Below are 23,986 nucleotides of genomic sequence, written 5' to 3' on the forward strand. Positions count from 1 at the left end.
ACGGCTACGCCATTATCTGGATGAGAAGGGAAATAATTCTCCTACAAACATTTTACTCATACAAACTGAAGCAAGCCAATCCTTTTAAGAGAAGTCTCCATATTGATTATGATTTTTTCAATAAACTCTATATTCTTTTCTTCATCCATTATTAATCGATTAAACTCTCCTTCATTTTCTAAAATTATCATTGATTGATGAAAGGGGAGAATAAATTCTATTGAACTTTCACCATTACTAAGATACTCGTATAGACTGTAAAATTCACCTCTTAAATACACAATATAATCGTCTATAAATTCACCTTCTATATAATTAAAGTCGTTTAAACACTGTATTCTTCTCATTAGTGATAGCTCCTTGAAGGATTTTGAGTAAGCTCTGATACTAAACAAGCTACGATTCCAACTACTGTCCCCATTAAAAAGTATTGCATTACTATTCCACCTTTACTTTTTATAATTAGTGTTCTTCTTCACATAAACGTAAATAGATACGCCAAACGCCACGCCTGCTTTAAACAAGTCAATTGGTGTCATGAGGTCACCTCCTTTACCGTAAAATTAGACATGAAGAGACGAATCATCTTTTAGAGCAAACCTCTCTATCGTAAATATATTTGATTGGTCTACCTTTCTGACTACTAGTCCATCATACAAAGCTAATAGGTTTAACAAGTTCTCCATCTTTCAAGAGACCAATGCCAATATCCTTTAGACCATGCTTATCCTGTAATAAATAGACAACGTTCGATGCACCGCCATCATAGAAGAATACCCAGCATGTTAATTCTGGTTTGTTTTCATCTGGAATAGTAGCCTTAACCTCTTCGTTGCTTATGTCATCCACTGATAGGGTCCTAACATCGGCTTTCCAGTCCTTCCAAGCTAAATGTGGGTGATGCTCCTCCATGTAATTCCTGAATACATTAATAATGCTCATAAGATATTTGCTCCTTTTCATAGGTCGATTAAAATAGAAAAAGGGGGAGAGAACTCATCAGTAATAGATGAATCCTCTCCCCCTTTAAAGGTGAAGTGTTTTGCAACTTCTTTATTTAGTTGTATTTGTATCGTATCAATCTTTCGGTCCTCATTGATGGTGATTTGACGGATAAGCAGGTGCATCAGCCTTTTCCTCTGCTCTCTGGTCAATGACTCGTGATAGGCACTTTTGAAGTTCTGCATGACCTGTTTTACCATTGAAAAGTTTATGAGTTGTGTAACACCTTCCCCCATTTGCAATTCAATTGGAGATAGTCTTTCTTCAAGTCGGTCCTTTTCTTCATTCAAAGTGGATAGCCGCTGCACAAGGTCTGCTTTTTGAATCAAATCATCTTCGTACAAACCAAGGACTTTCTCTTTCTTTTGTTGATTGGATTCTAGTGCCCTTTTCAAGGTCTCATATTCGTGTTGAAGCGGAGAAGAGTCTCGTTCTTTCTTGTTATTAATACGTTCAACAATTTGCTCTATAAGCACATCACTTGTGGCTATGTTTGATAGCTTTTCAAGTACATAAGGGTCTGCATAATCCGTTCTTACTCCATTCGAGCGACAAACTGCTGAACCTTTATTCTTCCAAGCTCCACATACATAATACTCCAGGACCTTTTTTGTTCCGTCTTTGAGTGTATTCGTTGTCCTTCCAATCACCATTCCTGCCCCACAGGCAGGACACTTCATGATACCAGTGAGAGGGAACTCACCGTCATGTATCCGATTAGGCTTGCCACTTCTACTGGCCATGATATTTTTTGCTTTTTCCCATGTTTCTTCTGAAATGATAGCTTCGTGCTGCCCCTTTTCAATTACAGGGTGAGGATTAATATTGTTTCTTCTCTTCTCGTTCCAATCTCTCCGGACATTGTAGCGAATAAACCCTGCATAAAGGGGATTGCTTAGAATCGTTTTTACCCCGTTGATGGAGAAGTCTTTATTCTTTTTTGTCCGGTGTCCTTCATTGTTGAGTTTGTTTGCGATGGATTTATAGCCATTCCCCTCAACGTAAAGGTCAAATACCTTTCGAACCGTTTGAGCTTCTGTTGGATTAATCACAAGGGTAGAAAGCTTTCTCTTACGGTTTTCTCCTGGGACGCTTACGACATCATAACCAAGCACCTGACCGCCATTCCAGGAACCTTCCTTTGCTCGTGCCAACATCCCCATTTTTACGTTTTGAGCGATATTGTCTCGTTCAAATTCAGCAATGACTGCTAACATACGAAACTGCATTTTTCCAGCAGGAGTTGCTGTTTCATAGTTTTCAGTATATGAGCGAAAAACAATATTTTCCCCTTCAAGTTCTTCAACAATATTAAGCAAATCTTTCGTCTTTCGAGAAAAGCGATTCACCTTCCAAACAAGCACTAATTCAAAGTCTTTACTTTTGGCATCATGCAGTAGTTGTTGTAAAGCAGGTCTGCCTTTAATATTTTTTCCGCTTTTACCTCTGTCCACGTATTCCTTATGAACAACGTAACCTTCTCGCTCGCACATTTCTCTCAGCACTCGTACCTGTTCGTCAATACTGTATCCTTCTTCTGCCTGTTCCAACGTGGAGACTCGGGCATAGATAGCTGCTCTTTTCTGTGTTCCAATTTGTCTGGGTTGGTCAAGCTGGTCGTTTAGCTGTCGCGCATGGCTTGGCATCGTTCTCACCTCCTTTCTTATTGTCATCTTCTATTAACCAACGAGCTACCTGTGTCAATGGAATTCCTTGCATAGCTGATAAGGATAAATGTTTAGTATTTAGAAGTTTGCACATATACTCAAACACTTTCACTCCTTCTTCATTAGAAGTATCAAAATACTCTGTTGCTGAACAAAGCTCTACACCATATTCAGCAAGCTCTCTTTCTATTTGCTGAAGCTCCTCTCCATCAGGAGATAGTGTGAATACATCCCATACAACTACCACTCCAAACAAGCCGCTAGCAGCGTCTTTCAACATTTGCTTTAATACTGGTCTTACTTTGTATGGAGATTCCGAGCTTGGCTCTGAGTAAACTCTGCTAACTTGATATCCTGCCCGCTCGCATTTGTCTTTTAAAACTTGTATGTTTCGGTGTACTCGATACCCCTTGGGTTGGGTCCAAGATGTATTTCTATTGTAGATTACTAGATTGTCTTGATTCTGCTGTACAATTTCATAATTTTTTATCATTGGACTCTTCTCCTTTAGGTTGTTTAGTAAGGTACTCTGTGACCATTTCTGCTAAGATATCTAACAGATTTTGATATTCATAAATAGAAGCTTCTTTTTCATTCATGATAAGCTCTCCTCATCGAAGTAATAATATATATTTCAATTCCTAGTAAAGAACTGGGGGGAGGGGTGGTTAGCTAAAACAAAACTCTTTTATTTTGGTTTTTAGCTTTAGGTATTGTGTGATTTTTTTGTTTTCACCCCCCCCCTATCCCCCTTAAAACTGAATACTATCGCCATCTATAGTAGGGAAATGTAAATCTCCCAAATCTATCAGCTTTATTCCTTCATAGTAGACAGTTCCTTTGACTTTTTTCTTCACAATCGGGATATTTTCACTGTCTAGAATCACTTTGAAATAGCGCCAAAACACTTGACGAGATTTCGTTCCTTTGTCGTCAATTCCTTGAACATTTAACCATTGACTATACATATGGTAAAAGTCAGATTGCTTAGTGCGGAAACCGTCCTCTTTGACCACATGAGAATGAAAAAATTCTCTCACTGGATTTTGCTCATTGTAGTAAGCACTTTCGGTTTCTTCAATCGCTTTACAGGCACTGAACTGATAGTTATTACTTCTCAACCGCCTCAATCCTAATATCGCCCAATTAAGAATTCCAGGCAGTTCCTTAAGCAGCTCGTCTTTCAATTCTACGTTTCGTTCTTCTTTTTTAAAGGTTCTTGGAAAAGGAACGATAATAAGTTTCCGGAAATAGCCTGCTGTTACATCTGATGAGTCAGGAAGATTATTGACTAAAAACACCAATCGGCAGTATGGGCGATAACTAATAGCAGGACGATACTTAATGTTAATAGTGATGTTATCCCCACTAACAATTGCCTTAAAGTTTTCGGTTTTGAGCACTTTACCACCCATTTCATTCTCAGCCGCAATATTAAGCGATTTCCCAATAAGGTTTTCCATGCCAAAAGTTTGGCTGAATTCCGAGAGAGGGACACTACTAACATTAGCTTCACCTACAAGAGCAGTTACTATGGAAGCCATGACACTTTTACCATTAGCTCCGCCACCAAAATAATAAACTGCCTTTTCAGCTTTCGTTTCAACCGTAAGCCAATACCCTATTAACTCTTGATGAACATTAATTAGCTGGCTGTCATTAATGGTAATATCTCTCATAAAACTCATGAAATGAGGAGCGGTGGCATTAGGGTCATACTCAATCGGAATTTGTACGGTTGATAAAAATTCAGGTGAGTGAGGATAAAGTGTAAAGGTTGTCAAACTGAGCATCCCATTCCTCACATTAATGTAGTTACGGTTTGTATTCATTTCTTCAACTGTAATTGCTTCACGTTGAAGTACCTTTACTACTTCGGCTTCATAAGGACTTTTCCAACTGTTCCATCTGCCCTCGTGCATGATTGTTCGGAGGACCTTTCCAAGACTAACTTCAGAGAGTTCTTCATACACACCTTTTCTGTTGTAAAGGAACAATCGACCATCCTTTGTAGAGCGAACATGACATCTTTTTATAAAGTGCTTTGCAAAAACGTTAGCATTGAACGTGTAGCTATTTTTCTTTTCATCATATAAATAGCCACGTTCCTCTGCTTTGCCAACCATAAGGATTAGTTTTAACTCTTCCAGTAGGTCTAACGGAACGAGGGATTCTGACACTAATTCCGCCTTATTGTACATTTCAATCGCAATTTGTCTTGTTGATTCATATACATGATTCATCAAAGCAGAGAAGAAGGCAGCACCTTCTTTATAAGAAACCATTTTAATTGCTGTAACAATTAGAGATAGATTCTCTTTAATATCTACTGAAAGTATTTTTGCTTTTGTTGTAGTAGTCGATTCTAGCAATCTTACTTTGCTAATTGGATAGTTCGAAATATAATCATTCAGGTTGTTTACTGTTGGCATGTCATTTCTCCTTACTTGCGTAGGGATTAGGCTTTATGAGCCCATTCCTACTCTTAAAAATACATATTAATATTATGAATTTACGGTTTTTACTAGCAATCTCTCATATACGTCACCTGAAGCTGGTTGAAAATGGCTTATTTCACATGTTCCAACCAATCCAACTAATTGATTAATCGTGATGTTCTGCCCTTGAAAAAGGGATTTAAAGCTAGAAAGAAAGACCATAAATGGCGACTCAGCTTTTGTTGATACGATATATGGGATAGTAATTTGCTGAGGTACTTCCATACCCATCTTTTGAACAGAGAACGTAATAAACAACTGGTCATATGGTCCGAATTTCCCTGCTACATTTTCTTTACTAGCTATGTTGTCTATACGGAAATCATAGTTACCTTGCTCAACTTTTGCCTTCCTTGGCAATTTCACATTGTCCCCGAAAAAAGAAATGGTACGGTTTAATGCGGAATCATTTCTCTGCTTGTTTGGTTCATACACATTATTATCTTCATTAAAGAAATCATGTTGCATATCTGGGTCAATAAGGTCGCTATTTGCTGATTGTCTCGGTGCAATTGGACTATTCCATCCCTCTTCTGCATTATTTTTGTCCAACACATTATTCCATCCTTTCTCTTCTGATACTTCTTTTTCACCATACAATACTGGACGCCTTACTTTTTTTAGTGCCACTACTCCAATACCTCCAATTCTTCACGACTGTTTTCTTCCTTTTCATAGAAATCTACTAAAGCCTCAATAGACTCAGAAAATCTGAAAGTATTTATCACTGTATTGAGATACCATGCAACTACAATGGAATCAGCTTTTACTTCATAAGCAACAGGTTTTACGTGAAACTTATTGAGGTTGTCAATAATAAGACTTATGACTTTGCTTCTTTCCCCCTCTTGCATATCTAACAAGAGTGTTTCTCTGTAGCGGTTAATTTCCGCAAAAACCATTACATTTTTTAATGTACTGACATCATCTAGTACAGCGAAATCATTCTCGCCATTTTCATCGGATAGTTCATCTCCAAAAGGATACCTTTCCATTAATCTTTGTTCCTTCCCTGAAATGTTCTCCAACCTACGATGTTCCTGAACATTATTAATGAAGGTCAATTTTCCTTTGTAATATTTTTGAGTTTGTTCTTTCAATAGCATAAATTTCTCCTCCTAAATATAGTTAGCTTTCAAAACTCTATTCTGATTTCACAGGTTTGAAGAACTAACTGTTTTCTACAATTCATATAATGCCATATGCTTTTATAACCAATGGGTATCTCATAAATAGAAATTTGAGACACCCTTTCTCAAAAAAAAAAACAATAGTGCATCTCACACTATTGTCCCTTTAAGAATCCATTTGCTCTTAGTATTTCTTTCAGTGCCATCATCTCTTTAGAAGAGGATAATTTTTTTGGCTCTTTGCTTTTGAATTCTTTATATTCTTTTTTTGCCTGCTCTAAAATTTCGTAAGGTGAAGCATATTCTTCAGTATCTACATAGTTTCTTTCGTTATTTAGTTCGAATAAACCATGGTCCTTATACCCTTTCTTTCTAAAAACTTTTAACTCATTGATAAATTCTTTTTCCTTTAGTTCAGCCTGATTAGCCAATTCTTCAATGGTTTTCTGTACCAAGGCATCTTTCTGCTTTTTAGTATCTAACAAGTCTTTTATAACTAACCGGTCTAACTTAATCTTCTCAGTAGATGGACTGATTTCTTCTAACAATCCATTAGAATTCAAATTTACAATTTCTTCGACCGACTTATTAACAACCTCTTCTGCTCTAATTTCTGAGAAAAGTTCGCGGATATGCTCAAACTTCCTTTTTAGTAAAATCATTTCTTCAATATAATACATATGTAATATTTCTTCGTCTGTGGGACTTAATGTCTCCTCAAGGTTTGGTATGCTCAAACTTTGCAAATATTTATTCAGTTGTTGCCTTTCATTGAAGGTTACCAGTTCTAGTTTTGCTAACATTGACTGTAGAGAAAATCGGTCTTCAATCTCATTTATTAAAAGCGTTTTAATATGAGCTGTTAGCTCGGATAAAATTTTTAAATCTCTATCCTGTGGATGCTTTTTCAACAATTTACTAAAAGTAGCATGTTTTTTTATTATTGATTTAATATCTTCTTTAGATTCTATGCTAAATGAGTATTCGTTTTTATTCTTAAATATTTCCTCATCTATGGCTACTGAATTTAATACCTTTTTAAAGTATTTGCAATTATTAGCGTTAGCTTCTTTAACTGAAGCGGATTCAGGAATAGTATGTATATCCTCTTCTTCTAGTAACTCTTTGGAAATTTGATACATAGTAATTTTCTCAACCATCTTTTCAACTCCTTAGAAGGTTAAACTTCTTCTACTGTTAAAAAAAATCGGAATCTCGTTTCCGATTTTTTATTCTTTATTTTACACTAATGTCACTTAATACAATATCACCTTCTAAGTAATCCACGTACCACCAATCTTCAAATCCTATTTTTCGTTGATAGATATTTTCGCTTTCAAGACAAATCTTTATTTCAATTTCTTCGCCCTTATCTTTCGCTGTAAAATAGACAAAAGACCAATCTTCCATATCGAAGGTCACGTGCTGATAGGAACGTTCCTCTAATTCATTAACATACGCTGTATATATCATTTCTCATTATCCTTTTCTCGGATTAAGACCTCTTCATAAATCCTCTCTCCGTCTTTTAGACAAACTAGAAAAAGTGGACTATTGGTTTCTGCTTCTGTAGCAACGCCAATAATCCACTCTGATTCTTCATTATATATATACGTTTGAAATGAAACTGGATTTGGTAAAATCCGCTTCACATCATTTGAAATAAGTTCCTCGTCCAGTTCCTCATGATATAGAAGTACCGCTTCCTCTCCTACTGCATCTGATTCAACCGCGACACCAAACTTCTCTCCCATGAAAACCTTCAGCTGTTCAATACTAAACATGGCTTGTACCTCTCATACAATATATTTTTAGCATACCTTCTCGCTATCCTCATACCCCACTAATTTCCACTGGTGTTTCAATGCAGGATAGAGAGGATGGAAACCTTTCCGGCCAAATTTCGCTTCTAGTTGCAGGATGTTTGCTTTCTTGTCTAGCAATAGAGCTAAAATCATTTTTAACCGTTCAACAGCTTTCTTGTTCGTCTCTACTCCCTTTCCAACCGCAATGATGACGTCATCAACTCTAGCAATAGCTTCTTGAATACATTTCAGATTTTCAACACTGGACTCTTTCGTTTCATCACCATCCATCGATGGGAATAGATTCACAATTTCTGCAACACCGTATTCCAATCTTGAAAGGTTATTAATGACGTACATTGTTGTTTGGTCTTGCACAATTTCATCCGCCTGGCCTGCGCTTTTCATAATGACAAGTGCTTTTTTCTTGTTCTTGTCCCATTCTTTCCTAATAAGATATTTGTTTCTCATTTCGTCATCATAAGTGACTTCTGTTTTTATCGTACTTTTTGTTGTTTTCATTTTTTCTTACTCCTTTCAGATATAACCTTTTTCTTTCAAGGAAGTATACCTATTATCACCAACAATAATATGGTCTAATAACTCAATTCCCATTAACTTACCTGCTTCAACTAGTCTCTTTGTCACTTCGATATCTTCTTTACTTGGTTCAGTCAAACCAGATGGATGATTGTGCCCGACTATTATACTTGCTGCATTGCTTAAAATTGCTGACTTCATAATCTCTCTAGGATGTACTATACTTGCGTTCAAGCTACCGATGTGACAAACATTAACTGATACTGGCTGGTTCTTAGTATCAAGTGAAGCTACAATGAAGTGCTCACGGTCTTTATCTTCTAAGAACAACTTCATTAGCTGGTAACCATCTTCAGGTGACCTTACAGACCTTTCTTTGTATAACAGACTCGATTCTTTAACTAACTTTAATGAAACAATATTAATTCTTTTTGCCTGTTTAGTAGTTCTAATTTCCCCCATAAGTTATAGCCTCCTAAATTAAAATAAACCTCAATCCCTTAAATCTGGAATTGAGGTTATTTATCAGAATAATAATATATATTTTAAATCACTTCTATTTCGCTTTTTGTGCTTCATTAAGTTCATTGATATTTTTATAATCCTTTATAATATTTCTATTTATGATTTCCCATAAATAGAGGGATGCTAATGAGTTAGATGGAGACCATAATTCTCGATATTTTTCCCAATTCACCCCTTCCTCTCCTAATTGATATAACCACTTTATTGCATTTTTTATACTGACATCATTAGAGGATAATACATTCTCCCTTCCTAATGAAAAGATTAAAAACATCTCGGCAGTCCATAGACCGATTCCCTTTACTTTTGTTAATTGATTTGTAACCTCTTCATTACTAAGCTCACTTAATTTTTCTAGCTCAATTTCAGAAGACATAACTTTATTAGTCAAATCTTTAATATAACAAATTTTTGCTCTTGAAATGCCAAATCCCCTTAATGCATCATCGGAAAATTCAAGGATATATTCTACACTAACAAAATCAGAATCCTTACATAATCTATTCCAAATTGTATCTGTAGATTTTAGTGATAATTGTTGTCCAATAATCCTTTTTACCAAAGCACTATAGTAATCCTTTTCAAGGTCTATTGTAAGATTTCCTATACAGCCTATTAACTGGGACAAAACTTTATCTTTTTGACGAAGAATTAATACATCACTGTTGTTAATATCTACTTTCAAATGACTAGTCATAGCAATCCCACTTTCTAGATTCTCTATATAGATTATCTATATTTTAACGTAAAAATAACAAGCAAAAAAGCCGCTCTAACTTAGAGAAACGGCTTTAGCATTTATAAACTAAATATCCAATTCAATTTGCTCAATAGTTCTTTTCTTACTCTGGTTCCCTTTATCAAGTGAATCCAACATTTTATTTTCATTGACACCTTTAACTCTAACTGCAGCTAAAACCTCTGACCACGAGCTAAAATATAAATCATAGAAATCTTTAGGTATTTCAGGATATCGAGACATTGATTCTTCCAGTGTCGGATTTTTTCCGAGTTCTTCTGCTAATGTTTTAATTTTCATTTGAACGTCTTTTTTACTAATATGACGATGTTCTTTTTTTCTAACTGTTACTCTTTTTACAGTGTTATTTTTGGTTTTTTCTTCAGCTTTTAATTGATTTTTACCAAATGGGTCTCTCCCATCAAGTATCATTTCATGACGTTCCTGAGCTACAGATGCATACTTTTCGTCTAAATCAACACCAATATACCTTCTTCCAATTAATTCTGCTGCAAGAGTGCTAGTCCCAACACCGTTAAAGAAATCCATAATTAAATCTCCAGGCTTTGAGTATACCTCAAATATTCTTTTCATTAATTCAGGGTGTAACTGACAGGGATGGTCATATCTTAGACTGTTATGCTTTAGTCTATGAATATCTGTCCACAAATCAGTTAGTGGTTTGTGGAAATTATCTCCCCTCTTTTTGGCACACGCAGCTCTCAAACAATATGTGTCTGCCAGAGGTTTCATATATTTAGCTTGATAATTCACTTCAGCTGCCCTTTTATGACTACCACCTCGTTTTTTAAAGGTCAAAATAGTATAGTTAGCAGGCATTATCTTCCCTGCTGGCTTAGATAAAGAATCCCAAGTAATCCAAGATTCAAATTCTGCTATTTGCATTAAATAAGCAAAATGTCTAATAGACCATTGAGGAATGTTCAAAATTGAAAAATAACTACCCTCTTTTAATACTCTTACACTTTCATGTATCCATTCATCACACCATCTAAAATAATTCTGAATATCCAAATCATCACTATAAGAGCCATATTTCTTTTCTAAATTATATGGAGGGTCTACAAATATATAGTCAATGGTATTGTCGGGTATTGATTTTAATGTTCTTAATGAATCTCCCTGAATAATTCGGGAATCAAGATTAATATTACTATCGCGCTCTTGGTTCTCTTCACTTTCTACCAAACTAGGAAGTTTTACATTGTTATTAAAATTACTCTCCCATATGAAATCTTTCGAAAAATCTAAAGCATATACTGTTCGTTCTTCCGTAGAGAGCATAAGAGCCAATCTTTCTACAATGACCTCGTTTTCTTCACTATCGAGTAATTCTTCTGGATTAAAATATATATCTTTCCACACATCACTCATTGTTGTCCCAAAATGATGAAAGGTATGTTTTTTTCCACCGTAATCCTTTGTAGTTTTGCCACATGCAGGACAATAAGTGTATGGTAAGAGTACACGTGTTATTTTAACTTTTTTTGCTTTAGAAATTACTAGAACAGACATGGTTTCAGAAGGTAACACTTTGCCTTCTTCTTTCAACTTAGTTCTAATTGTTATCCAATATTGATAATGTAAGCCTAAACCTTCAGATAAAAGATATGCAAGATTAGCAATTTCTTTATTGCTTCCTATAAAGCACATAATTGATTTTTTGGGCATTTCATTTAACGCTTCTTTTAAGTTATTGTAAATAACGTCTGGGCTTACACTTACTGACGATAAATTGAATACAACAGCCCCATTTTGTTCTATTCCAGCCATTTTATCTATTACATCATTCTTATTTTGAACTGATATATTCTCTAGAACAAACTTCTCTGTAAGTTCTGCTAAATGTTTCATAATAATTATTAAACCTCCTATACCCCATATTAAATATACATGATTTTGATTTTAATGAAAATGACAATGTTTGTTACCAACAAGTTTCCTATAAGAAACTAGTTGGTATTAAAAAATCCTTCTTCCTGTGCTATTCTATATTTATAGCAAATTTTTCAAGTAAGTGGGGGATTGAGCAGTATGGCTTCTTATGACGATTACTATAGAAAACATCTCAGATTGTTAAGAAAAGCAATTAGTGAAGCAATCCAACAAAAAGGCTTTACTTCGTTACACGACTTACATCTTCAACAAAGTTGGATGTACCATACTTCTCTTGACTCTAGCTGGAAACCATTGTCTAAAAAGGCTCTTTACTCTCTCATAAATTCAGAGGGAAATCCAAGGCTAGACACTTTACTTAAAGCCTGCTATTTATTGCAGATTGATGTTACAAGTTTATTTGAGGAGGAAGATAGTAATGACTGAAGCAAATCAAAGACGCAACTTTGAAACATTTCTGGAAGAAGCTAGCTGGTTTTGGTCACCTGAATTGATTGGAGAACAACAGGAACATACATTAGCTGAAGAGATGCTAAAAATTTCACCACTTATCCAAGACACCCTAGAAAACAACCAACCTCAGCAACTAGTATCAGCATTAAAAGAATTACAAGATGAGCAAGGAAACCTAGTTCCTCGTTCTCTTATATTAAAAAACTTGATGATTTTACTCGATGTTTCTGCTGAAATACTTGATAGAGTAGCATTGTACTGTCATCATAAGGAAATTACCCAGTTGAACGGTCCCTTTGGTCAGTATCAGTTTAAAAAATTCGGACCTAATTTTACAAAAGCTCTATCTAATGACAACATTTATAAATTGGCAGTAGGAGATGAAGGTTTCTTTGAAGACGTGATTAACTTGATGTTATATGCTCATGAATCTGATGAATTTAGCCGCTACCTGACTTTCAAGGGTTTTCGTTTAGCTACCCTTGTAGGAAATATTGAAGCCCTAGCTGAATTTTATCTAAGCCGTTCTATAGAAAACAGCTCACAAATTAAGCAATTAAGAGCTGTTTCATATGGAAATGGTCTTCAAAACAATCTTAAAAACAAAATTGTAGAATCACTCCTAGACTGCGGTGTAGAAATAGCTCCTGGTAACAGGTACTTAGGAGAGCAACAGTTTGATTTAGTTCTTGTGAAGAAAACTGAAAGTCCTGTTCAAGAAGATTGGAAGTGGGTTGTCATTGAGACCGCCTTCCAAGAAACTACGAATTCTGTAATTGAAAGAAAGGCTAAACAAGCCGTAAATGGACTTTATCAAAGCATTGATGAAGCTAATAACAAATTAGTCTATATTATTGATGGTGCTGGTTTTGTTAAAAGGTATAATGTTACCAGTACAATCTTCGATACTTGTCACTTTGCTTCAACGGCAAACCCAGAGCATTTTGATAAGCTTATCACATTTTTAAAAGAATACTTTAGCAACTAATAATCCCGTTTTTAATAAAATAGAGAAATGGGTGATTATGCCCCATTCCTCTATTTTATTTAATATAGCCTTTGAAATTATTTAGCCTGAACCCTCATTCTAACTTCTTCCATTTTATTGTAAAAATCTTTCTCTATGTCTCTTTCAAAGAAATTACTCAACTTTATGAGATAGGCAAGACAATCCGATATTTCTTTACCTAACTCGTTTGAAATTTGTTTTTTCGCTATGCTAAAAGCTTCAAGTTCTCCGTAACCTTCTTGTAAATTTTTTTCTGTAAGTGTAAAAAGCTCTCTTAATAGTTCAGATACTTCTGATACTTCCGTTGTAAGTAACATTTGATTCATTAGTAATGATTCTTTACTCCGAGGGTACGAATCATCCTTAATATGATAATTCAACTCTTTTTGATATATTTTGGTGAATTCCTGAAGCTCTCTCATAAAAATATCCCCTTATTTATATATTTGTATCTATTTAAGTATTTAAAAAACCTCATTTACTTATGGTACGGTTCCCCCCGATTAATTCGAAAAGCCCGATAAATCTGCTCAACCAATATCAGCCTCATAAGCTGATGCGGAAAAGTCATCTTTGAAAAAGAAAGCTTATCATCGGCACGCTTTAATACATCATCTCCAAGCCCCAGCGAGCCGCCGATTATAAAGGCCACTTTACTTTTCCCGTATGTAGCAAGCCTATCCAAGGCATCTGCCAATTCCTCAGACGACTTCTGTTTCCCCTCTATTGCCAGGGCAATAACATGTGTATCAGGACTGATTTTGGCAAGGATCCGCTCAGCTTCCTTCTGCTTCACCTGCTCCATCTCAAGGGAGCTCAGCACTTCAGGCGCTTTTTCGTCGGCGACTTCAATGACTTCTACTTTGGCATAGCTGGTCAATCGTTTTAAGTATTCGTCTATTCCTTGTTTCAAATATTTTTCTTTTAGTTTGCCGACTGTTACAATTGAGATATTCACAGTTTACGCTTCCTTTACAAACAGTTTACAAACAAGATATCCACAGAAGTTATCCACATATCCACAAACATTGCCCACATTTAGTATGGGATCACTCGTTCGCTACCATATATACAGCTGGCTTTTCGCAATATCCACAGGTTGTCAACAGGCTCTGTTCGTCGCTGATTTTCTCAAATTTCGGTGCTGTTTCATATTCGTCTACAGCCACGTCGAGTGCTAATTCTACATGCTCCTCACAGCAATAAATCATTCATTAAACCCCTTCATTACAATATTTAATGTCCTTGGTCACTAAACAAGATTATTCATTGTCAGAGAATGTCTCTGGATTCTGTTTCATATTTTCTATCCCTTTTTATAGTACATAAAACCGCTGCACTTATCCACATATCATGTTAATAATATAGAAAAAGCAGAAAGGCCGCTGTCAGCTTTCTGCTTTTTCATTTATCCACAATCCGTTATAAAGATTCCCCGGTAAGCGTCATTGTAGCTTCCTGAAGCCGCCCGTTTCTGTAATATGTGATCGTTAATTGCTCACCAATTTCCTTCTCATTGTAAAGATGCTTCCGCAGCGCAAGGACATCGGTAATTTTGCCTCCATCCATTTCGACAATAACATCCATCTCCTGCAGGCCGGCCTGCGCTGCTGGAGAATTTGGTTGAACCCCGACTATTGCTACGCCATAATCGACATCTCTCGGCAGCTTTAATGCTTCCTGTTGGTAATAAGCCGCGATTTCATTAACAGACCGTAAATCAATGCCCATATATGGACGTCTTACCTCACCAAACTCTTCAAGATCATTGATAATCGGTTGCGCAAAAGTGATCGGAATCGTTAACCCGATCCCTTCGACAGCTTGCTGGGCAATTTTCATTGAGTTTATCCCGATCACCTGACCCTGGATATTCACAAGTGCCCCGCCGCTGTTTCCCGGGTTGATGGCTGCATCCGTTTGGATGACCTCTGCATTCCAGTCAACGACACCATCCTCATTAATATCAACAGGGATCGTCCGTTCCAATCCCGAAATAATTCCCTGAGTTACCGAGCCCGAAAAAATGGGCCCGAGTGGATTTCCGATCGCAATAACGGGCTCGCCAATGTTTAGCGCTTCGGAATTTCCGAATTCAGCTACGCTTTTAACCTCTTTACCATCAATCTCTAAGACGGCCAGGTCTGTTAATACGTCACTCCCGAGAAGTTCAGCAGGAACTTTTGCCCCATCTGGAAGGCTGACTTCAAGGCTTCTAGCCCCTGCAATGACGTGATGATTTGTGACAACATATGCCCTGTCGCCTGCTTTCTTGTAAATAACTCCGGATCCCGTTCCCGCTGGTTCCCCTCCGTCATTTTCCGACCAAAAGTTTGTTGTTTGGATATTGGAAATCCCGACAACTGCATCTCCGGCTTTTTCAACTGCTTGTGTTATATCAGAAGTGACATTCAACGAAACATTCCTGGTGGTTCCCGGGTCCTGATTGTGATTGTTATCAGCTGTTTGTCCACTTTCATTAGGTGCTATATTATAAGGCAGCACATTAAGGTTGGATAGCTGGGGAATCGCAACAATAACGAGCAGTGCCCCGAGAATTGCCCCTAACAGGCTTGCCAGGAAAAGGCCGCCTTTGTTTCCCTTTTGCTTTTTATAGCGGCCTTCATAATCTTGATCGTAATAGCCCACAAAACCTCATCCTTTCCACTCCGACGATTGGCTAAGAGTTATTCTGCCTCTTACAAACAATTATACTCTTTCGCTTTTAAATTTCTAAAGATAACGTTTGCTATTAACAAATCTTACGAGTTTGTTTATAATTTTTGTATTCTTGTCAGCCGGACAAAATAAGTTTAGCATGATCAACTATTTTTACAAAAAAAAGAATGAATGCCCTTTGTAAAGACCTCATTCTCTAAATTACCGTAATTATATGTTCATAAACCTAAACTGCCGTAAGGGCGGTCGGAACTTTCGGATCGGTATCGTAAAGACTGAACTGTTCACCCGCGATCAGCCCCTTGCTTTCCAACGTCTGTGCAACCGACATCCGCGCCAGATCCTTTATATTGTTATCCTGGCTTAAATGAGCAAGGTAGATGCGTTTCGTGTTATCCCCAACGACTTCGCTCATCGCGATTGCTGCATCTTCATTTGAAACATGTCCAAAATCACCAAGTATCCGCCTTTTCACATTCCATGGATAGCGGCCCATCCTGAGCATTTGCACATCATGATTACTCTCAAACACATAGGTGTCAGCATTGGAAATGATTCCTTTCATCCGGTCGCTTACATAACCGGTATCGGTAATCAGAACCAGCTTCTTACCGCCACAATGAAACACATAAAACATCGGTTCGGCGGCATCATGCGACACACCAAAAGTTTCGATATCAAGTGAACCGAAGCTTTTGACCGTCTCCATTCCAAATGTGAACTTTTGCTCAACAGGTACTTCACCGATCAAACCGTCCATCGCTCTCCAAGTTTTTTCATTGGCATAGACAGGAAGTTTATATTTTCGGGCAATCACTCCGAGCCCTTTTATATGATCACTATGCTCATGTGTTACTAAAATTCCGCTTAACTTGTCCATCCTGCGGTCGATTTGTTGAAATAAGGCATCCATTTGTTTTCCGCTTAATCCACTATCCACTAAAAACGAATGTTCCTCCGTCTCCACATAGATCGCATTTCCGGTACTCCCGCTGGCGAGAACACTAAAATGCAAAGTCATTGCCTTCACTCCAGTTTATTTTTTTCTCCGTCCGACAATTGAATAATCTGCCCTTCAAAAGCATTCACAAAAAAGCTTTCTTCATCATTTACGACTACCCGCCATGCCGGAGTTAATACTTGCGAGGCAGAGAGTTGTTCAAGAGTGTAATAGCCAAGCTCCACCTTGGTAATTTCGCTTTCAGGTGGCAGCATTCCTTTTTGATACAAAGCTTCAATCGCTTTTAGCGGTTTTAGAACTTCCTCTTGTTCGGTAAGCTCTTCAATTTCTTCAAGATAAGTCTGCGTGTAAGAAAAAATTTCATTTTGGTCATTCAATAAAAATACAAGGCTGCCATTCGTATTTTTGTATAGGTATTTTTCTTTATACTTCTGATAATACGTGATCGTTCCTTCGTCGTTATTCTTCTCCCAAAACTCGTAATCACTGCCGTGCAACACGTTATTTTTGAGTAAAGAATTCATATCGGCAGGCTTAAATTCCTTGCTAAGCTTCACAGGCTCTTTTAAGACAACTTGAATGGTTGATCCCTCAACAAAAGTATTCTGGCCTGATAATGACTGAAGCTCCTCCTTGCTGAAGTATTTAGGCTTGGCGCTTAAGTATTGATCACGAATTGGATCTTTTGGAAAGTCCGGATAGTCGATTTCATCGGCAGCCAATTTATCTTCAATCGAGGTTTCAGTACTTAATTCAAACTTATTTTCATCCCGAAACTTCAAAAATTCATAGGTCAGATAAATGTCAAGCACGAGAAATGTCAGGATAAAGATCGTCTTTATTCTACTCCAATCCATTCTTTATCCCTCCCGCTTCATTCATCGAAATGCGGTGCCAGCTGCCATTATATCGATAGTACCAATAGGGAGTAAGTACAATAAAGTTTGAATTTTCCTCATCAATCGACATTTTATAGCCTGGAACCATATCCTCAAGCAGCTCCAGCTTAAATCCTTTTGTTCCTTTTAAATATTCGATGGACGTCTGGCCGGAAGACAGCGTTACTTCACTCATTTCCGATCGCAACGGAACATCCAGAATAAAATTGGGACGCGTATATTTATATATATCATTTTGGCCCCATACCTGAGAAATCTCGGAAATGCCAGTGTCGCTAAAAACCGGATAACCTTTTAAGTCATAAAATCTGAAGGTGACATGCTGGTTTGCTTCATCCATGCCTGCATAACGGTATGCATGCGTCCAACCTCCATGTGTGTTTACAAAATCAATGCTTTTCTGCAGCAATTCACTTGCATCGATTAACAAGTCATTCTCCCCGATTGGGTTGACATATTCCAGTATTTTATTTTGATGGTCGACACTCATCATGCTGGAACTGTCAATGTACTCTTCACCTGATTCGATTATGTTCTTTTGTACGAAGCTCGGATCACTGAACAGTGCATCCTTGAATTTTTCCGAGCTCAGCCGATAGGATAGATATTTATATTTCGTCATTCCGATCGCTAGTTCAGGCAAAAAAATCGTTTTATTGTCATTGATGTTCACCGGGAAATAAACGGGTAATTGCGTTGCAGCCCCGTAATATTCTTTATAAAATCGGCTTAATTTTGGTGAATTGATATTGCTCATAAACACCTGTTGCTCTTCTTTTTTTCCATATTTGACAAAGTAAACTTTTCCTTCTTCCTGCTCTGGTTCAATATCAATAATGATACGGTCGAACTTAAAGCTCGAAAAATTTTCATGCTCTATTTTCAAAACATTTTTATACAGACCGATAGGAACAAGATCAGGAAAAATGATTTCAATATTTCCTTGTCCATGTACGAGCTGGGACATGTCATGCAGTTCAGTCGTGATATTTTTTGTCTCATAAAAGTTCCAGCTGCTCACTTCGCGGATAAATTTATCGATATCCGCACTACTATTTGTGCCAAAATGAGATTCGTTAACATGGTAGATAATTCGGTCAGGCTTAACGATCTTGCTGACTTCCTTGTGATCCGTCAGCGCTACTTCATTTAAATAATCCGAGTTGTCCATTGTGTCAAAATCCGGCTGAAAAGTCCAGAGATTCCAGGTCAAAATTCCGCTTATTAAGACCAATATGGTTAGGATGACTGTTTTTATATTTTCGTATGTCATGACCAATCATCCTCTTCTGAACGATCGTATGGCAGGGTGAAATAGATGGTTGTTCCATGCCCTTCCACACTTTCGGCCCAAATTTCTCCCCCGTGGGCATTTACCATTTCTTTTGAAATCGCAAGGCCTAGTCCGGTGCCGCCAAGCTTCCGTGTTCGTGCCTTGTCAACCCGGTAGAAACGGTCAAAAATATTATCAAGGTTCTCTTTTGGAATTCCTACACCCTGATCCGTGACGCTCACGAGCACTTGATCTTCCTGCACTTCAACGTTGAAGGCAATTTTGCCTCCTTCAGGCGAATATTTTAAGGCGTTTGAGATAATATTATCTAAAATTTGCGTCAGTTTATCTTCATCAGCCTCAACAAAAATGGACAGGTCAGGAAGATTCCTTTTGAATGTAACATTTTGTTTTTTTGTTAATTCAAATCGGTCAATAATCCGATTAAAAAACTTAATGAACTCCAGCCACTCTTTTTTCATCTGGTAATCCTTGCTGTCCATTTTCGACAGCTGAAGAAGGTCATTAACGAGGCGAATCATTCTTTCTGTTTCCGTCTGTGCCACATTTAAAAAGTTTGGAGCAATCTCCTCGTCTTTCCAGGCACCATCAGAGAGAGCTTCTAAATAGCTTCTCATCGTTGTCAGCGGTGTTCTCAGCTCATGAGAGACATTCGCGACAAATTCGCGCCGTTCCATATCGATTTTCTCCTGCTCGGTAATATCATGTAAAACCGTTATCAGACCGTTAACGAAACCGGTCTCTTTTTGAATCACAGAAAAGTTGGCCCGAAGAATATACGGTTTCTTGCTAGTACTATAATCGAGAATCACGGATTCAGTCTCATCAATCAGATCCTCAAACGTATATTCTTCTTCTAATTCTAAAAGCTCAACAATCGGCTGGGACAAAACTGTTTCACGTGAAACATTCAGGAGCTTTGCAGCAGGCTCATTAATAAGAATAACCCGGCCTCTTCTGTCTGTTGCGATAACTCCATCAGTCATATAGGAAAGGACGGAGGACAGCTTTCTTCTTTCTCCTTCTGTCGTAGCCTGGGCTTCTTGCAGCTTTTTTGTTAAGTTATTAAAGCTAATGGCAAGATGGCCAATTTCATCATAGCCATACACTTTTACTTTTCGTGAAAAGTTTCCTTTTGACATTGCCAATGCCTGTTTTCTCATATCGGCAATCGGACGCGTAATCATTTGGGCGAGCAGAATACCCAATAAAGCCGTGAAAGCAAGGGCGATAGCAGTTCCGGTGGCAAAAATACTGTTGATTTGCTTCATCTGCGTAAAGACATTTTCAATTTTCGCTACCAAATAGACAGCACCGATCGCGTCCCCGTTGGAGAGAACAGGGGCCGATAACACCCAGATTCGATAGCCGGTTTGCGGATCAATCCTGATCTCACTTTCCTCTTCTTTAAGGATAATAGACCTTTTTACGAGGAGTTCTGTTGTGCGTTGGCCTACCACATCCTGACTGTCAGGATCGGAAGAACCAAGAATCCTCAAGCTCCCACTTTCGATTAATCTGACCTCTGAAATATCTATCGCTTGATAGTCCAATAGTATATCTCTAATATCGTCCTGCAGTTTTGGATCGTCTTCAGTGCGTTCCTTGACCATCTCTTCTTTAAGACTGTAGGCAAGCAGATCGACCCTGCCCTGCATAGAGGTCTTAAAGTTTGTCAGCAGTGATTGCTCCAGCTGCCTTACAAAATAGACTCCGATAATCTGCATCGCGATTAAAATCAACAGAACATATATAATCACAAGTTTCAAATGGATGGATCGGAAGAACCCTACTTTTTTCATTAATTAACCTTACTCCTGTTCAGGATTTCGCAAATAGTAACCGACTCCTCTTCTTGTTACAATCCAGGTCGGATGGCTCGGGTTGTCTTCAATCTTTTCTCTAAGCCTTCTAACCGTAACATCGACGGTGCGAACATCCCCGTAATAGTCATAACCCCAAACCGTCTGCAATAAATGTTCTCGCGTCATCACTTGGCCGATATGCTTCGCCAGGTAATGTAGCAATTCAAATTCACGGTGTGTCAATTCAATCGACTCTCCGCGTTTGGATACGATATATGCATCCGGATGGATGGTTAGTGAACCAATCGAAATCTCATTTGATTCTGCTTCCTCACCCGCTGTTAAAGCAATTTGTTGGTGGCGGCGCAGGTTAGCTTTCACACGGGCAATTAACTCTCTTGTACTGAATGGCTTTGTTACATAATCGTCCGCACCTAGCTCCAGCCCTAATACTTTATCAATTTCTGAATCCTTTGCGGTCAGCATAATAATCGGCATTTCATGCTTTTTTCGGACTTCCCGGCACACTTCCATCCCGTCTCTTTGCGGAAGCATAATGTCGAGCAAAATCAGATCCGGTTTTATCTCTTCGACCATATCAATCGCACTGTTGCCATCATACGCACAATAGACATCATAGCCTTCTTTTTTTAAATTAAATTGCAGGATATCTGCAATTGGTTTTTCATCATCTACAACCAGAATTTTTTTCTCCATACCTTATCTCCTTTTTTTCTATTTTCTATTATATGGACTATCTTTGTATTTCATAGACAAATGTACTCTGTTTTACTTTACCATGTTATAAAAATGAATTCATCTATTAGTAAATTTTGATCATGATTTGGATAAAACTTCTTGCGAAATGTAAGTTTCATATAAAAGGCAAAGAAGTCTCCAGCTGCGACTGGAGACTTCTTATTCATTTTCATTTGCTAATGCATTTTTAACGTATATAGTTTAACGGGTCTTCAAGATTGCCATTTTTGTATAATTCAAAGTGTAAGTGAACACCTGTTGAATCCCCGGTTGCACCCATGACTCCAATTTTCGAACCGCGTGCAACCGTTTGGCCGGCACCGACAGTCATCGAATCAAGGTGAGCATAGACAGTCCGGAAACCGTTTTGATGGTCGATAACAATTTTATTCCCGTAACCGCCATCCGAGCCTGCAGAGACGACGATTCCGTTATCAGCAGCTTTAATCGTCCGGTCACTCGGTCGGGCGATATCAATGCCCTTGTGCATTTTCTCCCAGCGATAGCCCATCTTACTTGAAACATAGCCGCCAACAGCCGGCCATACAAAAGAGCCTTCACCGCGGGATGGAATTACTTTTGTACCTTTTACAACAATGTGATTTACAGCTTGCTGTAATACTTCTTCTGTTACAATTTGTTTCTGAACTACTTGGCCATTTTGCTCAGAAACTGCATAGGTTACATTGCGTAAGCCGTCCTTGCCTTCCTGCTTAACCTGTGATTCTCCTTTAGGCATTGATGCATCTTCAGCTGTTTCATTTTGAAAAGGTATCGTCTCTTGTTTAAAAACTTCCTTGTTAACGCTGACCTCAACATATGGCTGCAAGAATGTGATATTGACTTCATCACCAATCTGGAGGAGTGTGTCCTCATTTAAACCAGGATTTATCGCGATCAAGTCAGCAAGTTTTAAATTATGGTCATTGGCAATCGAGCCAAGCACATCTCCCTCTTGCACTTGATATTTCTTTTCTTCCAAAGTTCCTTTTTGCAAAAGCTCTACAGCTTCATCCACGGATAAAATATTATTCGGGGAAGTTTTTGACTCGGAAAATGAAACTTCTTTTGATAGTTTCACGTCTAATATACGAGTCTCGTTTTCTTGTAACGGCGGTAGGTTATTTTGATCAGCAGCCGCTCTTCCTTCAAGTTCTGTTAGCTGCTCTTCAGTAACGTATTGAAGCTTCAGTTTTTTGACCACGGCTTCTGCAGTGCTTTTGTCTTGAACATAAGCAATTTGTTGCCCGTCGATGACCAATGCAGTTGCTTCTGCACCTACTGTTAATTGAGTCTCAAGCTTTTTTAAAACTTCTTCATTGTTTGCATTTGTTTTCGTGCGAAACACCTGCTCGGGAATATATGCCAGGTCATCGCCTATTGTTAAATCGAGATTGCCGTTTGATTGTTTCGCAGCAGCCAGCTTTTCTTCAATTAGTTTCTGGACTACATGCTTATCGGTAACGGTTCCTATGTATTGATCACCAAAGTAAACATAATAAACAGTTGTGAAGCTATCCTCATTTGCCAATGCATTTGTTCCCGTTCCAAATGATAATGCTGCGACCGCAAATGCAGTGAAAATACCTTGTTTTATTTTGGTGTTGCCCGCAAGTTTGGACAGTTTATTTTTCCAATTATTCATTGTAACAATTCCTCCTAAACTCCGAGAAAAACATTTTCTTTTTATAGTTCTATTTATCTATCTTCATGTTTTCAGCAATTTTTGACACTTCTCTACTTTACCATAAAGACAGATTCAAGTTTAAATAGTCTTTATAATGTAACAAAAATGTATAATTACTGACATTTTCTTACGAAAACTGACATTTCAATGGAATTTTTAAAGTTTGTAAGAGGGAGGACAAGGATAAAGTAGCGGTAATAAAAGCCTATGTCTAAAGGTTATTTTTACTCCTTTACGGTTCGTTATTTAAAAGCGGGGAAATAAGTAAATAAAAGTAAAAAATAAGACAAAATCATCGTGAATATTACAAAATGATTACAAAAAGGGAGCATACTTTTTGTACGCTCCCTTTTTGTGGGATGGCTCAGGACGGAATCGAACCGCCGACACAAGGATTTTCAGTCCTTTGCTCTACCGACTGAGCTACTGAGCCAAATTGTAAGTTGTTCCTAAATTTCGAAATGTTGTTTAACCCTTTGCTCAAAAGATCTCACGATCTTTCTCGCAGATTGCCACAGAAGCTTTTCATTGATGTGAGCAATCTGCTCTACCGACTGAGCTACTGAGCCAAATTGTAAGTTGTTCCTAAATTTCAAAATGCTGTTTGACCCTTTGCT

27 protein-coding genes and 1 tRNA gene are annotated in these 23,986 nt (G+C 37.7%); 2 read left to right on the forward strand and 26 right to left on the reverse strand.

The window, feature by feature from the left end:
- Positions 1 to 56 precede the first annotated feature (56 nt).
- The 15 genes from CVD23_RS07925 to CVD23_RS07990 form a co-directional block, all read right to left on the reverse strand.
- Complete coding sequence (locus CVD23_RS07925) at positions 57 to 347, reverse strand: hypothetical protein (RefSeq protein WP_257988151.1); 291 nt, start codon at positions 345 to 347, stop codon at positions 57 to 59.
- A 304-nt stretch (positions 348 to 651) separates the two neighbouring features.
- Complete coding sequence (locus tag CVD23_RS07930; RefSeq protein ID WP_101665680.1) at positions 652 to 942, reverse strand: hypothetical protein; 291 nt, start codon at positions 940 to 942, stop codon at positions 652 to 654.
- Between the two features lie 17 nt (positions 943 to 959).
- Complete coding sequence (locus tag CVD23_RS07935) at positions 960 to 2,648, reverse strand: recombinase family protein (RefSeq protein WP_101665681.1); 1,689 nt, start codon at positions 2,646 to 2,648, stop codon at positions 960 to 962.
- Positions 2,611 to 3,162, reverse strand: coding sequence for a recombinase family protein (locus CVD23_RS07940; protein ID WP_101665682.1), 552 nt, complete (start codon positions 3,160 to 3,162; stop codon positions 2,611 to 2,613). Before CVD23_RS07940 ends, CVD23_RS07935 begins: the two co-directional genes overlap by 38 nt.
- A complete protein-coding gene (locus CVD23_RS22395) occupies positions 3,146 to 3,268 on the reverse strand; it encodes a hypothetical protein (RefSeq protein ID WP_257988154.1) in 123 nt (40 codons plus the stop codon). Before CVD23_RS22395 ends, CVD23_RS07940 begins: the two co-directional genes overlap by 17 nt.
- A gap of 153 nt (positions 3,269 to 3,421) precedes the next feature.
- On the reverse strand, positions 3,422 to 5,101 hold the full coding sequence (locus CVD23_RS07945; RefSeq protein WP_101665683.1) for a DNA primase family protein: 1,680 nt from the start codon (positions 5,099 to 5,101) through the stop codon (positions 3,422 to 3,424).
- A 72-nt stretch (positions 5,102 to 5,173) separates the two neighbouring features.
- A complete protein-coding gene (locus CVD23_RS07950) occupies positions 5,174 to 5,797 on the reverse strand; it encodes a hypothetical protein (protein WP_101665684.1) in 624 nt (207 codons plus the stop codon).
- Positions 5,797 to 6,273 (reverse strand): hypothetical protein, encoded by a 477-nt coding sequence (locus CVD23_RS07955; RefSeq protein ID WP_043858386.1) that lies wholly within the window; start codon positions 6,271 to 6,273, stop codon positions 5,797 to 5,799. Before CVD23_RS07955 ends, CVD23_RS07950 begins: the two co-directional genes overlap by 1 nt.
- A gap of 179 nt (positions 6,274 to 6,452) precedes the next feature.
- Positions 6,453 to 7,457 carry a hypothetical protein gene (locus CVD23_RS07960; protein ID WP_101665685.1) on the reverse strand — a complete coding sequence of 335 codons (1,005 nt, stop codon included), beginning with the start codon at positions 7,455 to 7,457 and terminating at the stop codon, positions 6,453 to 6,455.
- A 76-nt stretch (positions 7,458 to 7,533) separates the two neighbouring features.
- Positions 7,534 to 7,770, reverse strand: a complete 237-nt coding sequence (locus CVD23_RS07965; protein ID WP_101665686.1) for a hypothetical protein — start codon at positions 7,768 to 7,770, stop codon at positions 7,534 to 7,536.
- Positions 7,767 to 8,081, reverse strand: coding sequence for a hypothetical protein (locus CVD23_RS07970; RefSeq protein ID WP_101665687.1), 315 nt, complete (start codon positions 8,079 to 8,081; stop codon positions 7,767 to 7,769). Before CVD23_RS07970 ends, CVD23_RS07965 begins: the two co-directional genes overlap by 4 nt.
- A 27-nt stretch (positions 8,082 to 8,108) precedes the next feature.
- Entirely contained in the window at positions 8,109 to 8,624 is a 516-nt protein-coding gene (locus tag CVD23_RS07975) for a DUF1643 domain-containing protein (RefSeq protein ID WP_101665688.1), read from the reverse strand.
- A gap of 15 nt (positions 8,625 to 8,639) precedes the next feature.
- Positions 8,640 to 9,104: a RadC family protein gene (gene radC / locus CVD23_RS07980; RefSeq protein WP_101665689.1), complete on the reverse strand. Its 465-nt coding sequence runs from the start codon at positions 9,102 to 9,104 to the stop codon at positions 8,640 to 8,642.
- A gap of 94 nt (positions 9,105 to 9,198) precedes the next feature.
- Positions 9,199 to 9,864 (reverse strand): DNA-3-methyladenine glycosylase family protein, encoded by a 666-nt coding sequence (locus CVD23_RS07985; protein ID WP_101665690.1) that lies wholly within the window; start codon positions 9,862 to 9,864, stop codon positions 9,199 to 9,201.
- A 108-nt stretch (positions 9,865 to 9,972) separates the two neighbouring features.
- Entirely contained in the window at positions 9,973 to 11,781 is a 1,809-nt protein-coding gene (locus CVD23_RS07990; protein WP_101665691.1) for a DNA methyltransferase, read from the reverse strand.
- A 180-nt stretch (positions 11,782 to 11,961) separates the two neighbouring features.
- Between CVD23_RS07990 and CVD23_RS07995 the strand changes: the two genes are divergently transcribed.
- On the forward strand, positions 11,962 to 12,249 hold the full coding sequence (locus CVD23_RS07995; RefSeq protein WP_101665692.1) for a hypothetical protein: 288 nt from the start codon (positions 11,962 to 11,964) through the stop codon (positions 12,247 to 12,249).
- Positions 12,242 to 13,264, forward strand: a complete 1,023-nt coding sequence (locus tag CVD23_RS08000; RefSeq protein WP_101665693.1) for a hypothetical protein — start codon at positions 12,242 to 12,244, stop codon at positions 13,262 to 13,264. The genes CVD23_RS07995 and CVD23_RS08000 overlap by 8 nt, the downstream gene beginning before the upstream one ends.
- Positions 13,265 to 13,341: 77 nt before the next feature.
- On the opposite strand, the gene CVD23_RS08005 is transcribed toward CVD23_RS08000, so the two are convergent.
- The 11 genes from CVD23_RS08005 to CVD23_RS08055 form a co-directional block, all read right to left on the reverse strand.
- Positions 13,342 to 13,707: a hypothetical protein gene (locus CVD23_RS08005; protein ID WP_101665694.1), complete on the reverse strand. Its 366-nt coding sequence runs from the start codon at positions 13,705 to 13,707 to the stop codon at positions 13,342 to 13,344.
- A 56-nt stretch (positions 13,708 to 13,763) separates the two neighbouring features.
- Positions 13,764 to 14,243: a 23S rRNA (pseudouridine(1915)-N(3))-methyltransferase RlmH gene (rlmH, locus tag CVD23_RS08010; RefSeq protein WP_101665695.1), complete on the reverse strand. Its 480-nt coding sequence runs from the start codon at positions 14,241 to 14,243 to the stop codon at positions 13,764 to 13,766.
- A 91-nt stretch (positions 14,244 to 14,334) separates the two neighbouring features.
- Positions 14,335 to 14,496 (reverse strand): CxxH/CxxC protein, encoded by a 162-nt coding sequence (locus tag CVD23_RS08015; RefSeq protein WP_101579177.1) that lies wholly within the window; start codon positions 14,494 to 14,496, stop codon positions 14,335 to 14,337.
- A 211-nt stretch (positions 14,497 to 14,707) separates the two neighbouring features.
- Complete coding sequence (locus CVD23_RS08020) at positions 14,708 to 15,934, reverse strand: S1C family serine protease (RefSeq protein ID WP_101579176.1); 1,227 nt, start codon at positions 15,932 to 15,934, stop codon at positions 14,708 to 14,710.
- Positions 15,935 to 16,190: 256 nt separating this feature from the next.
- Complete coding sequence (locus tag CVD23_RS08025; protein WP_101579175.1) at positions 16,191 to 16,985, reverse strand: MBL fold metallo-hydrolase; 795 nt, start codon at positions 16,983 to 16,985, stop codon at positions 16,191 to 16,193.
- A gap of 5 nt (positions 16,986 to 16,990) precedes the next feature.
- Positions 16,991 to 17,782 carry a two-component system regulatory protein YycI gene (locus tag CVD23_RS08030; RefSeq protein WP_101579174.1) on the reverse strand — a complete coding sequence of 264 codons (792 nt, stop codon included), beginning with the start codon at positions 17,780 to 17,782 and terminating at the stop codon, positions 16,991 to 16,993.
- Complete coding sequence (locus tag CVD23_RS08035; protein WP_101665696.1) at positions 17,769 to 19,097, reverse strand: YycH family regulatory protein; 1,329 nt, start codon at positions 19,095 to 19,097, stop codon at positions 17,769 to 17,771. Before CVD23_RS08035 ends, CVD23_RS08030 begins: the two co-directional genes overlap by 14 nt.
- The gene (gene walK, locus CVD23_RS08040) at positions 19,094 to 20,920 is read right to left on the reverse strand and encodes a cell wall metabolism sensor histidine kinase WalK (RefSeq protein ID WP_101579172.1); all 1,827 of its coding nucleotides are present in this window, start codon (positions 20,918 to 20,920) and stop codon (positions 19,094 to 19,096) included. Before walK ends, CVD23_RS08035 begins: the two co-directional genes overlap by 4 nt.
- A 9-nt stretch (positions 20,921 to 20,929) precedes the next feature.
- On the reverse strand, positions 20,930 to 21,640 hold the full coding sequence (gene yycF / locus CVD23_RS08045; protein WP_101579171.1) for a response regulator YycF: 711 nt from the start codon (positions 21,638 to 21,640) through the stop codon (positions 20,930 to 20,932).
- Positions 21,641 to 21,869: 229 nt separating this feature from the next.
- A complete protein-coding gene (locus CVD23_RS08050) occupies positions 21,870 to 23,327 on the reverse strand; it encodes a peptidoglycan DD-metalloendopeptidase family protein (RefSeq protein ID WP_101665697.1) in 1,458 nt (485 codons plus the stop codon).
- A 402-nt stretch (positions 23,328 to 23,729) separates the two neighbouring features.
- A tRNA-Phe gene (locus tag CVD23_RS08055) sits at positions 23,730 to 23,802 on the reverse strand.
- Positions 23,803 to 23,986: the final 184 nt, after the last annotated feature.

Source organism: Bacillus sp. V33-4, assembly GCF_002860225.1.
Lineage (GTDB): Bacteria > Bacillota > Bacilli > Bacillales > Cytobacillaceae > Bacillus_BJ > Bacillus_BJ canaveralius.